This is a genomic window from Veillonella tobetsuensis, assembly GCF_002959935.1.
Lineage (GTDB): Bacteria > Bacillota > Negativicutes > Veillonellales > Veillonellaceae > Veillonella > Veillonella tobetsuensis.
The window spans coordinates 369,084-382,640 of the sequence record NZ_PPDF01000008.1; the positions used below are offsets into that span (position 1 = coordinate 369,084).

The following is a 13,557-nucleotide window of genomic DNA, read 5'->3' on the forward strand; positions in this document are numbered from 1 at the left end:
ATATGTTACTCATTTTCATGAAATCTTAAGTACAGTATGGTACACTTTTTTCGCATAGAGAGGGGGAATAACAATGAAATATCTACTAGCTCTCGTGGGAACCCTATTGTGTACCTCGCAATCAGGATTTGCCATATCTCAGTATGAAATCGAGCAAAAACCAAATCAATACCAACTTGCTTATTCTAGCGATACAGAACGTATGTATATCGATCTCAGCTCTATTCATACTAAGCAGACCGCTGCGAATTATAAGACTGTACAAGCAAGGCTATTAAGTCTATATACAAGAAATAATGTAATCGCAGACTTTGATACAAACTTTACATTTTACAAACAACAACCTAATGCACAAATTACGATGACAGCGTGGAAGGTATCAAAACCGATATACTATGCACAAAATGGTTATCCTATTGATACATTACCACAACAACGCTTGGCCAAGGATTACGGTCAACATGTAGCTGCACAAAATAGTCCATCCCAACGTATTGGAGAATTTGTATACAATACCTCTGTGGAAATGGAAAAAATTTCGTATACTTACGATAATCCATATATTCCACCGAGGGTATTCCCTCCGGTGGTGAATCACAGTGTGCATACGCCTCTATTTGGACTTATGCCACCTACAGATTTGGTTATCTCGACTCCGATGGACCGAGTAATACCAGCACCACCAGCACCACCGACGAAGATACAACCAAGTTTGCAACCTGGTCATGTAGGCGGTCCTGGCGTTGGGGGCTTTAATAATCGCGGAGGTTTCTCCCCTAATTTTGCTGCTATGCAACAAGCTAAGCCCCAAAATCCAAATCGTAATATGTCTCGTCCTGAAATGCAAGCCCCTCCTTCACAGAAAGGACCTGCGGATAACAAAGTTCGAGATGGCAAAGCTCGCAACGATACTGGTCGAAATAATACAGGTCGCGATAAGGGATCACCAAATAATGGCGGTCGTAACGGCGGCAATTCTGGAAATAGCAGCCGTGGCGGCGGAGGTCAAGGACCTCATTAATTCAAAATTTCAACATAAACAAACCCTCATCTACAACAATTATGGATGAGGGTTTATTTTATGACTTTCTCAAGCCCAAAATTAAATGTTAGGGCAAATTATTTATTAAGGCGCACAAAGAACAATGCAGTAGCACCGATGACTGGAGCGATACCTAGGGTCATTAACGCAGATTGATAGCTACCTGTGGCAGTTAACATGCTACCTAAGACCATAGGCGCCAACATAACACCGATTTGATTAAATAGGTTTACGAAACCAGCTGTAGTGCCGCGCAAATGAGGTGCTGCAGATTGTACAACGAGAGCATTTGTTAGCGCACTATGCATAAATGCCCCTACACCGAGGATTGGACCAGTAACAAATAGCATATCCGGATTTGTTGTGCTCGCAAACAGCAATAATGCTGGCGCAAAGAGGAACATAACAAGAGCCGCTAAATGATTTTTCTTAATCGGTAAAATATCGGATAAAATACCAATTGTAGGTTTTGCAATAAGTGCAGCTAAGCCGAAGATAGACATAACGTGACCAGCATAGATAGCATTTACGCCCAATTGTTTAACCATATAGAGATTTGACCATTGAGCTACGGCCCAGGTAGCACCGGTCGCAAAGAACCCAGCAAATGCGAGGCAACGAATATTGCGATTTTTCAAAACATGAAGTAAGTTTTCTTTTAAAGAAGTTTCTTCGCCTACATGGGCAGAACCTGCACTCGCCTCGGCTTCACGTTGTGCCAAAATATCAGCACTTGGCTTGCGAACCGTAAAATAGCTGAGTATAAAAACAAGAATTGGCAATACAGCAGTTAAAAGGAAGGCATTTTGCCAACCATAAGTAGTTGCTACATATGGCGCATATAAATTTACAGTAGCCAAACCTAAAGATGTACAGGACATGAAAATACCAACTGCTGCCCCCCGTTGATTAGGACCAAAGTAATCACCAATAGCACTCAAGCAAGATGCTTGTACAGGTCCAGATACTAGGCCTAATAAGAAACGTAATACCCAGCCATAGGTATAATTATCGATAGTGCTCATCAACGCCGTAATTGCCGCCATAGCAAGCAAGCTTACTAATATGGTATGACGATAACCAATTTTATCTGCTAAGATACCGCCTGGTAACACCATAATAGCATAGCCCATATAAAAGGCGGATAAATAAGAAGTCCCCATTTGAGGTGTAAAGCTCAATGCTTCATTAACAATAGGCATCAAAGACGCCCAAGATAGACGCATTACAAAGCTAATCAAAAACGTTAGCCATACGCTAACAAGAATTAAAATCTGAGTTCGTGAGAAACCAAATCTACTCATACGAGCTCCTTTCCATAGTAAAATAACATATAAAGCTATCATACTATAAATAGAAATAATTTTTCAAACTCTTTCTATTTATCATCACACAACAGAGTAATATATATGATAAAGTATGGAGAATTACCTCTTACTACGCTTCTTGACAAATAAATTTATATCACTTATCTTAAAATCATAAGTACGATTATTGGACTGACCACCTGTACCTTTATGTACAGCAGCAGCAAGCAATAATCCTACTTAAATTATCTATACACTAATATTTGGGTTATAGGACAAAAAGCAGAAAGAATAACTGTATATTGTACATCGTCAAAATTGTACATTCTTATAATAACTTCCGTTTTTACTTCCACTAAGGATATGTTATCGGAAGTAATTATTTTCCTATGACTGAAAAGCATAGACTATCAATGAGAATGAGTGAGCATCTAGTACTTTATTAAATTAAGTATATGTACTATAATAATTAACTAAGGAAATGAATAACTAACATTGCTTAACGCAAAAGAAAAAGGCGGTACTACTGATACTGCCTTTTTTATATATTAGATGCTTTCAACAAAACACAACATTTCAGATACCCTAAAAACTAATAAATCGAATACCCTAAAAAGACTAAGAAAAACTAAGGTTATCTATTAATAGAATGTAATAGCGTTACAAACCTGTTACATCAATGTTACATTACTGTTATATTACTGTTACATCAAAACATACCGTATTAAGTGGTTAAGAAAAGTTAAGGTTATCTATTAATAAAGCATACAAAAAAGCAGTACTACTAGTCCCCCAACGCAGAGTGGCAATAGCCAAGCGGTCGGTCAAATGACTAGTAATACTGCTTTTGATACTATAAGTATAAAAGATATATCAAACATCGTCAATAATTGAACCTATATCTAATTTCATACAAAGCTATTAAACATATATTGACATTTGTTAACATACTCTAATATATAATAAGAACCCTCTACCGATTAGATAAAGGGTTCTCTATAGTACTATACAAGGAACGGGCTCCAATTGCCTTACCAAGTATAGTACTATATCAAAAGAAACGAGCAACAGGCAACAAATGGCCCAACTGGTCTCTAAAGATTTATATTATACGAATAGTATAGCACAAGTACGAGATTAAAGCTATATATAAAACCCTCTAGGCGATAACCTAAAGGGCTTTTTAGAGATGATTATATGATTTTGAAAACATTATATTTACTGCTTTCCCCTCTATTCTACCACATAAATTTTAGGGGGCAAAAAAGGGGGCAAATTATACTTAACTTATAGACTAATCATGAATATCTAGGAACATCAATAAAGCAGGTTTTATCTAGCTTTATTTACTCTTTCATATTCTTTAATAGTCATTGAAATTCATAAAATTGAATGGCGGAGAGGGTGGGATTCGAACCCACGGCCCCTTGCGGAGTCACTGGTTTTCAAGACCAGCTCCTTAAACCACTCGGACACCTCTCCATAATGGTATATTATAGCAGATTTTTATGATAATGTGCAACAACTGAATGTAATGAGCTTAGAACATTATACGCTTCTTTCTAGGGACCAAAAAGGCTGGCCTTGCGCCAGCCTTTTTCATGTATCTTAGCTTTTCATTATATCCTTTAGAAAAGATCTTTTTTCCACATACCGAAGATAGCAATTAAGGAGCAGACTACGGATATTGCTACTACCTTATAAAATCCATTTGGATCCTCTTGAAACGGCAAGTTTACATTGGTCCCCCACAAGCTGAATATGATAGTTGGCACCGCCATTGTAATGGTAAGAGTTGCCAACATTTTCATAACCATGTTGAGGTTATTAGAAATGATAGATGTGAAGGCGTTCATCATGTTCATCAAGATATTGGAATACATTTCAACCATCTCCATGGCCTGTTTATTCTCGATGATAACGTCCTCTAGTAAATCCTCATCCTCTTCATATATTTTGAGAAGATGTTTGTAGGAACTGTGCCCACGTAAACGCAATAGTCTTTCCATAACGGTACCATTAGTACGCAAAGCGGATGTAAAGTACGTCATGGATTTCTGTAATTCCAACAATTGGAAAAAGTCTTTGTTCTTTGTGGTATGACGCAATTGGATTTCAATATCATCTGTACGGCGATTGATTTGTTGCAAGTAACGCAAGAACATCGTTGCTGTACGATACAAAATTTGAAACAAGAACCGTGTTTTTTTAAATGTATAGAACGTAGAAATCTGATTGGAAATAAATGGATATAATACTTCAGATTCTTCAAGACAGACCGTAATAAAGAAATCCGGGGTCAAGAAGATACCAAGTGGCACCGTATCATACATATCATTACCGCGAACAACAGGAATGTTGATAACTACAAAAATATAGTTGTCCTCTAACTCCACGTGAGAACGTTCTTCCATATCAAGAGCGGTCTTTAAAACGTCTGTTGGGATTTCTGTCAAAATATTAATAAGGGATAACTCATCGGGGTCTGGGTTCACCAAATTTACCCATGAACCTTTTGTGGCATCTGATACCGTGTAATCGGCTACTAATTCTTCTTCTATGTGCTTGTACACCGTAATCATGTTATCCCTCCTTTCGAGCAGAAAAACTGTATCTTATCTTTAAAATTATATACTATTTGAGTGTACTATTCAATTCTCTTGTGAAAGTTTTACTTTCAAAATCGTCTTACTACTCTCTCAATTTGCCTCTCATTATGTATGATTCCCCCTATGTATTACATAGCTAAACAGTCACTGCAAAGCAAAAAGATTCCCCTATCAGCCAGTAGTAGTCATTTGAGGCTATCGGCCAATAGAGGAATCTTTTTAGTGTGTATCTATATGTATAAGTTGTATGAGAGAGTTATATATGTATGTTATATATACGTTATATACGTTATATATGTTTGTGTATGAGTTAGTTCTATGAAAAGTGATTTCTTATTATTGACGACGCAAGATACGGATAGAGTTTAAGATACAAAGGATAGATACGCCTGTATCACCGAACACAGCCCACCACATGGATGCATAGCCCATGATGCCAAGCGCCATGATAAGGATTTTTACAGCAATAGCGAATACTACGTTTTGCCATGCTACACGCAATGTCGCTTTGGACAAGTCAAGGATATGTGCAATAGCAGTCAAGGACGGACGCATAAACACAACGTCTGCCGCTTCGATAGCCGCATCAGCACCGCTACCCATGGCACCACCAACATCAGCACCTGCAAGTACTGGAGCATCGTTGATACCGTCCCCTACGAACATAGTTGGACCATATTCAGAGCGAATATCTTGTACTACGGACAATTTATCTTGTGGCAACAATTGAGCGCGAACAGCACTTACACCAGTTTCTTTAGCGATGTAATTTGCACTTGCTTCAGCATCACCTGTAAGCATAACAGTTTTAATATCTTGACCATTAAGATTAGCAATCGCTTCAGCAGAGTCTGGGCGAGCTTCATCGGCGATGATGATACGACCTAAGTATGTATTACCTTCTGCCACAAGAACTTCTGTGCCATATTCAGCAGCCTCTGTTGGATAGCCTTGCACATTATAGCGTTCCATAAGGCGACGGTTACCAATAAGTACTTGTTGACCATCAGTCATACCCACCATACCTTCACCAGCTAACTCTTGAACGAAATCAGAAGGTTCCACTGTAAGGCCTTGTGCCTTTGCTTCAGACACGATGCTTGTTGCGATTGGATGTGTAGAAACGGCTTCGATAGCTGCCGCCATGGATAACAATTGACTGGAACTTACATGAGAGCCTACAGTTTCTACGCTGTGAACTTTGAACTCACCAGATGTGATAGTACCAGTTTTATCAAGAGCTACTGCTTTCACATTAGCCAACGCCTCGATAACTCGACCACCTTTAAGCAAGATACCGTGTTTAGACGCATTGCCGATACCGGAGAAGAATGCAAGTGGCACGCTAAGCACCAATGCACATGGGCAAGAAATAACGAGGAATGTTAAGGCTGTGTAGATCCATTTATGCCATTCGCCTGTAATAAGGGATGGGATGATAGCTACAGCCAATGCAAGAGCTACAACGATTGGTGTGTATACGCGAGCAAAACGCGTAATGAAACGGTCGATTTTAGGTTTAGAAGATGCTGCATTTTCAACGGCATCAAGGATTTTAGTAACCATAGATTCTTCAAGAACCTTATCTACACGCATTGTAATGCGACCAGATTCGTTGATACAACCAGACATAAGTTGAGTGCCAGGTACGGCGCGAACAGGTACAGGTTCACCTGTTACAGGTGCTGTATTAACGCGTGTTTCACCTTCAAGCACTGTGCCGTCTAACGGAATTAAATCGCCAGGACGAACTTCGATAGTCCAGCCTACTTCAACCTTTTCAGGAGCCATAACTACGATTTCACCACCGCCGCATGTGTCTACAACGCGCACCTCTTGTGGACGCATATCAACAGCATTCATAATTTCTGTACGACTGCGATCTGTAGCTTTTTCTTCGAAGAATTCACCGATACGGTAGAACAAGATAACGCCTACGGCTTCAGGCAATGCATCGATAGCAATAGCGCCCAATGTAGCGATAGACATCAAGAAGTTCTCGTCGAACACTTGGCCTTTTAAGATATTGCGACCTGCGATACGCAATACTGGGAATGCAAGAAGAATATAGGCAATATAGTAAATTGGAGTTTCGATAGACTCTGGCAAGCCGATGGACGGCACAACTATACTCAACCCTTCGTAGGCCACGAATAACAAGCCTGCTACGATAACTGCAATTGTTACAGCATCACTACCACGATCCTGGTCAGGACCATGATCATCCATAGCCGCTTTAGATTTACGTTCATAATCTGCTACTGTAACGCCCTCTTCGATGGCATCACAAATGTCTTGAATGTCACGTTTAAGAGCTTCACGGTCTTCCCAAGAGCCGGTTAATTTTAATTGATGTGTAGCAAGTGTAAAATTGGCAGTCTCTACCACATCCATTTTACGGATACGATCTTCAATTTTTGCTGCGCAGTTCGGACAGTTCAAATTCTTCAACAACAATGTTTCTTCCATGATATCTCCTTTGATAATAGTGAAAGTTTCTATCCTGTATTATAAGTTAATAGTTAATATTTTTCTAATACTTATTAGACATATCTTGTTTCATATCTTGTTATATATGTTCCTAAACATTTTTCATCAGATATTTTTATTATATGAATACCTGTTCATATGTTTATTTTAATCGAATTCATAAGGTCTGTCAAGAAGAATTATCAAGATAAATTATGACAATAAATGATAGAAAAATAGCCTGTACTCATAATACTCGAGAACAGGCTATTTCAACATATTTATCTACTATTTAATTTTTATACTTCTAGCATCCACTATACTTCAGTCATAGAGATTTATTTCTTTTATATCTTTATACGCAATAGCTACCCCCTCAACAGATAGGCTATGCGCTGGTCGACCTATCGTCTCTATAACACCTAATAACTCTGTATAACAATGACCTGTATAATAGAGTACTCGTACAAAATCCCCCTCCACCAAAGACTGTATCGTGCGATTCAATTCCTCTAGTTGATCCTCAGATAACTCTACGCGCATTTCCTTTGGACGTGCTACAGCAGCTAGTAGAGTCTCAAATCCCTTCAATGCGGCAAAGGGCATAAATTGTTTAGCCCGTTGTAAGCGGGACATTTTTCCTTTCATAGTAAATAACCCCATTAAACTAAATACTATATAGTTACATTATTCTCCATTATGACCGCCAACCAAGGTATTTCTAAACTGCATGGTTCCTTCCTCTTGCAGACTAGACGCACGCAGTATGGCATTTTTGCCAAATCGCCCTTTAATGTTGAGCATTGCTTGCTGTATATGTTCTTCCTTTTCTTCGGTCTCATCTAAAGCATCACTAAATAAATCCATTTCGGTAGGTACTGCTGATTTATTCACGAGCTCTTCAAAGCTAACAGCGATACGCCGAATCAGCTCATGGGGCCTTTTATATTTATCAAATAAGGATAGTACAGCAGGACATAGCTCTTGAAACGAATCCGTATAATGTGCTAAGGTACGTGAACCGCCAGTCGATTTTAAATCCTCTGCCGCATAACCAATATGGACATGAATACATTTCGTAACAGCCTTAATCTGCAATAGTTCAAGGACTAAGGATTCTACCATCTCTCGCATCGGCAATCGTGCCTCATCCGCTGTATAGTTGCGTAAAAGAATTTGACTTTGTGAAAGTGAATGCTTAGACGGCCTATAGGCATGAATATCTGAAATAGTACAGCTTTCACGGCCCCAGGCATGATCGATTAACAGCTCTGCATTCACACCGAACTCCTTATACAGTTTATATTCTGGCACCTGCGTGATGCCATGCAAATCAAAGGCGCCAAACTTGCGCAATCGATTTGCAATACCGCTGCCAATCTGCCAAATATCTGTAATCGGTTGATGGTGCCAAATATGCTCTTTAAAGAGATTTTCATCAAGGTACCCAATAAAATCAGATGCATGCTTAGCTAATATATCGAGGGCAATTTTAGCAAGAAATAGATTCGTTCCAATCCCAACAGTAGCATAAATATGAGTCGCCTCTAGCACCGCATCAAGCAGCATCTGCGCTAACTGACGAGGCGTTTTCTTGTAGAGCTTGGTGTATGATGTAATATCAATAAAGTATTCATCGATGGAATATACATGGATATCTTCAGGCGATATATACTCTAGTAAAGTCCCATAAATCTGTGCCGACACCTGCATATAACGCTTCATATGTGGTTTAACGGTGATGTACTCGATGTGCGGAGGAATTTGAAATAAGCGCGACCGATTCTTAACCCCCAATTTCTTAAGGGCCGGAGAAATAGCTAGCGTAATCGCACCCTTACCACGAGAGTTATCGGACACCACCAAAGGTGTTGTAAAGGGATCTACACCCAAATCGGCACATTCTACAGATGCATAAAAGCTTTTTAAATCAATGCACATATACATCCGACTCGTATCAGTAGATCCCATATAAACACCTCCTAAAGTCACTAAATAACAGTCCTTCACTAAAATTCTGAAAAGAATAATTTCTATAATTAGTATAACAAAAATACCATGTATTTTCAAACATATGTTTGCTTTGTGGTTCTATTTTTGAAGGTCACATACAAAAAGCAGCTAACATTAGATATAGTATCTAATATTAGCTGCTTGTATGTTAACTACCTATATATTATTGTTCCGGCCCCATATCTTTTTTAACGGTATCGCGGAAACGTGTTAACTCACCCATAAATAGGAGTCGTACTGTACCAACGGCACCATTACGATGCTTACGAATAAGGACTTCTGCCTCATCACCAGCCTCTGATTCCGGATTATAGTAAATATCACGATATAAGAACATAACGATATCCGCATCCTGTTCAAGAGAACCAGATTCACGAAGGTCAGATAATACAGGACGCTTATCTGGTCGGCTTTCAACACTACGAGATAACTGAGATAACGCAATAACCGGCACATTAAACTCACGAGCAATGAGCTTTAAATTACGCGAAATTTCAGAAATTTCTTGTTGACGATTTTCGCTACCTTTACTAGAGCTACGGCCCTGCATGAGCTGAATATAGTCAACAACAACAAGATCGAGGCCGTGTTCAACCTTAAGGCGTCGCAATTTAGCACGCATATCTTGTACTGTAAGGGCTGCTGTATCATCAATAAACAGCGGAGCTTTACTCATCGCCTCAGCCGCAGCCAACACTTTTCCCCAATCATTTGTATCCATATCGCCTTTGCGCAATTTATCGGATTCAATGCCGGCTACAGAGGACAAAATACGACCAACCAATTGTTCCTTGGACATTTCCAGAGAGAAAAAGGCTACACTACCATGCACCCCCATCGCTACATTTTGCGCGATATTTAAGGTAAAAGCTGTTTTCCCCATAGCAGGACGAGCCGCTACTAGGATAAGATCTGATTTTTGCAAACCATTTAATGTAAAATCTAAGTCTTTAAAGCCTGTTGGCACACCTGTAAGGGCTCCTTTTTGCTGTTGCAGTTTATTAAGTCTCTCAAGATTTGTAATTACCACATCACCAATGGGTGAGAAGCTTGATTCAGACTGAGTTTGACCACCTACATCGAGAACGAGTTGTTCTGCCTTATTCATAATAATAGATGGTTCTTCTTCACCCGCATAGGTCATGCCCACAATCTTATTACCCGCATCAATAAGGCGGCGCATTTGAGCCTTTTCTGCGATAATCCGTGCATGTTCTTCGATATTATAGCCCGTTGCTTCATTAGCAAGGGATGTAATATAAGCAATACCACCAACGGTATCTAGCTTTTTACGGCGCTCTAATTCTTCACTCAAGGTGATAAAATCAATGGTCTTATTACTTTTTACGAGGCTTAAAATAGCATCATAAATAATACGATGTGTATCCCGATAAAAATCATCCCGATCTACGATACTTGTTACCATATCCACAGATTCACCTGATGACGAGCCATCCGTCAACAGCGCACCTAATACGGCCTTTTCCGCATCTTCATTATGCGGAGGAATACGTACGTCCATGTTATTCTCCCCTAAACCCATCAAGACTATCCTCCCAAACCAAGGAGTTATATATCACTTATCGCATATAAAAGAATCACCACACTCTGTGAGCATGGTGATTCGAAGATTATTCAGCGACTACGTTGACCTTAATAGTGCTCGTAATTTCTGGATGTACACGAACCACAACATCATGAACACCTAATGTTTTCAACGGTTCTTTAATTTCAATTTTCTTTTTATCGATTTCTACCTTGTATTGAGCTTTAGCCGCATCGGAAATGTCCTTCGCAGTAACAGATCCGAACACACGGCCTTCTTCGCCCATGCGAACCTTTACAGTTACTTCAACCTTTGTAAGTTGTGCCGCCAAGATTTTAGCTTCATCATTCGCTACTACTTTATGATGAGCAATAGACTCTTGTTTCTGTTTCGCATTGTTTACATTTGTTGTTGTACCTTCAAGGCCAAGACCTTTTTTAATCAACACATTACGACCATATGCGTCGCTTACTTCAACGATTTCGCCTTTTTTACCAACTTTTTTAACATCTTCTAACAATACTACTTTCATGGTTGTTCCTCCTCTTGTTCAGCGGAATGAAGTGCTTCTAGCGCCTTGTCTAAGATAGTGGTCTTCGCTTCCTCTATTGTCATACCTTGTAGTTGAGCACCAGCCACAGTTCTGTGACCACCACCACCCAAGGCTTCCATTACAACTTGTACATTTACCTTGCCCTTAGATCGAGCGCTAACGCCGATACCGCCATCATTAAGTGAGTAAAGTACAAATGCTGCTTCAATATCTTCATTGCTGATGAGCATATCCGCACTTTGTGCGGCCAATGCCATCATATCCTTCATACCTGCTGGTGCCACAGAAATAGCAATACCTTCGGTACGATTGGCTTCAAATACCATTTTAGCACGCAATTGGATAGAATCGAAGGTTTCAATAAATAATTCTTTTACCCGTTCAATATCCGCCCCTGCACGACGTAAGAATGCAGCCGCTTCGAAGGTACGAGCCCCAGTTTGTTGATTAAAGTTTTTCGTATCTAATACGATGCCCGCATAGATACCTGTGGCTTCCGCTTTTGAAAGTTTCACAGGAACTCCTGCATATTGTACAAGTTCTGTTACGAGCTCACTCGTAGATGATGCAGCTGGTTCCAAATACGTAAGCAATGGATTTTCAATAAAATCTGCTGCTCGACGATGATGATCGATGACAATGCGTCGCTCAGATACTTCAAGAGCCTCTGGCGCTGCTACCATCGGTGTTCTATGCGTGTCACAAACGATGACCAATGTATTCGCATCAGCCCACAATTTTGCTTCTGCAGGCGTTATGATATGAGTTTTCCAAAATTCGTCTTCCACAAGAACATGTACCATTTTATCAATGGCATTTGTTTCTTTTGAAAGTACTAATCGCACCTCTTTACCAAGAGTACGTGCAATCGATACGACGCCAATAGCACCGCCTAATGCATCATAGTCCTCACGTTGATGACCCATAACAAGGATTTTGTCAGAATCATTCATCAATTCATGAATGGCTTGACTAACCACACGAGCACGAACGCGCGTATTTTTTTCAACACCTGCTGTATTGCCTCCGAAGAAGCGGGTGCTTTCACCATCCATAATGCAAACCTGATCACCACCGCGCCCTAAGGCAATATCAAGGGCTGCGCGAGCACGTTCGGACACATCCTTAACAGAGCCTGCATTTTCGCCAATCCCGATACTAATCGTAGCAGGCACTTGACGAGGAGAAGGCAATTTACGGATACGTTCAAGCACACTAAAGCCGTTGTTTTCCATATCTTGCAAAGCACCCCGAGAAATGGCAAATGTGTACATATCATCTTGGAAGTTCCGAATGAAACCTTCATGTTTATCGATTTCATCCACCACGATATTATTGATATCAGCCCACAAGTTCGTGTATTCTCTATCACTAAGGCCCTTTGTCAATTCTTCGATATTATCGATTTGAATCATGCCCCATACAGGCTGTTCTTCTTCCGCCTTAATACGTGCTCGTTCAATATCTGTAATATCCTTAAAATACAAGGCCATGACTGCGTGTTCCGTCAATTCATCATTTGGATCCGCATTAGGGCGCGTATCACGAGGATCGATAAATTTGTAAACCACTTGGAAATATTTATCTCCATAGTGTTCTTTTAAAAATCCAGATTTGCCCCAGATTTTATCAATTCTAAAGCCCGGAATCAAAGCAGATACTTTCTGCATTTTATTCCAATCTACTGTAACCCAGTCAGCAAACACGCTATTGTTCCACACTAAGGTGCCTTGTTTATTAACAAGGGCGATTGCAGTAGGGAGGTTTTGCAATGCAAAGTTTGATGCTTGAGTCACATTTTTTGTCATCGCACTAAATTGTTCTCTAGCGAGGCGACGTCTGTTATGAATGGTGTTATAGTTAATCAAATACACTGCAACCACGATAATAGCGGCCAATATTGCCAGCAGCCAATTTAAATAGGCTATAATTAATAATAGTAGCGTAATGACAGCAATGATGGTGATTTCTAAAACTTCCCATCTACGTTGAAAGGATTTCATAATAACCTCCTTTCT

The 13,557-nt window shown here is 39.8% G+C and carries 9 protein-coding genes and 1 tRNA gene; 1 reads left to right on the forward strand and 9 read right to left on the reverse strand.

Annotated elements, in window-relative coordinates:
• Nucleotides 1–73 precede the first annotated feature (73 nt).
• Nucleotides 74–1,021, forward strand: a complete 948-nt coding sequence (locus tag VTHSUH11_RS04845; RefSeq protein WP_105092825.1) for a hypothetical protein — start codon at nucleotides 74–76, stop codon at nucleotides 1,019–1,021.
• A gap of 98 nt (nucleotides 1,022–1,119) precedes the next feature.
• Here VTHSUH11_RS04845 and VTHSUH11_RS04850 read toward each other — a convergent pair whose 3' ends face one another.
• From VTHSUH11_RS04850 to VTHSUH11_RS04890, 9 genes are all read right to left on the reverse strand, one after another.
• A complete protein-coding gene (locus VTHSUH11_RS04850; protein WP_059364232.1) occupies nucleotides 1,120–2,346 on the reverse strand; it encodes an MFS transporter in 1,227 nt (408 codons plus the stop codon).
• A 1,396-nt stretch (nucleotides 2,347–3,742) separates the two neighbouring features.
• A tRNA-Ser gene (locus VTHSUH11_RS04855) sits at nucleotides 3,743–3,831 on the reverse strand.
• A 146-nt stretch (nucleotides 3,832–3,977) separates the two neighbouring features.
• A complete protein-coding gene (locus tag VTHSUH11_RS04860) occupies nucleotides 3,978–4,931 on the reverse strand; it encodes a magnesium transporter CorA family protein (protein ID WP_059364234.1) in 954 nt (317 codons plus the stop codon).
• A 363-nt stretch (nucleotides 4,932–5,294) separates the two neighbouring features.
• On the reverse strand, nucleotides 5,295–7,427 hold the full coding sequence (locus tag VTHSUH11_RS04865; protein WP_105092826.1) for a heavy metal translocating P-type ATPase: 2,133 nt from the start codon (nucleotides 7,425–7,427) through the stop codon (nucleotides 5,295–5,297).
• Between the two features lie 324 nt (nucleotides 7,428–7,751).
• Nucleotides 7,752–8,075, reverse strand: coding sequence for a YolD-like family protein (locus VTHSUH11_RS04870; RefSeq protein ID WP_181143912.1), 324 nt, complete (start codon nucleotides 8,073–8,075; stop codon nucleotides 7,752–7,754).
• 39 nt (nucleotides 8,076–8,114) lie between these two features.
• Nucleotides 8,115–9,398: a Y-family DNA polymerase gene (locus VTHSUH11_RS04875; RefSeq protein ID WP_105092827.1), complete on the reverse strand. Its 1,284-nt coding sequence runs from the start codon at nucleotides 9,396–9,398 to the stop codon at nucleotides 8,115–8,117.
• 205 nt (nucleotides 9,399–9,603) lie between these two features.
• On the reverse strand, nucleotides 9,604–10,962 hold the full coding sequence (gene dnaB / locus VTHSUH11_RS04880; RefSeq protein WP_105092956.1) for a replicative DNA helicase: 1,359 nt from the start codon (nucleotides 10,960–10,962) through the stop codon (nucleotides 9,604–9,606).
• 109 nt (nucleotides 10,963–11,071) lie between these two features.
• Nucleotides 11,072–11,518, reverse strand: coding sequence for a 50S ribosomal protein L9 (gene rplI / locus VTHSUH11_RS04885; RefSeq protein ID WP_059364239.1), 447 nt, complete (start codon nucleotides 11,516–11,518; stop codon nucleotides 11,072–11,074).
• Nucleotides 11,515–13,542 carry a DHH family phosphoesterase gene (locus VTHSUH11_RS04890; RefSeq protein WP_105092828.1) on the reverse strand — a complete coding sequence of 676 codons (2,028 nt, stop codon included), beginning with the start codon at nucleotides 13,540–13,542 and terminating at the stop codon, nucleotides 11,515–11,517. The genes rplI and VTHSUH11_RS04890 overlap by 4 nt, the downstream gene beginning before the upstream one ends.
• Nucleotides 13,543–13,557: the final 15 nt, after the last annotated feature.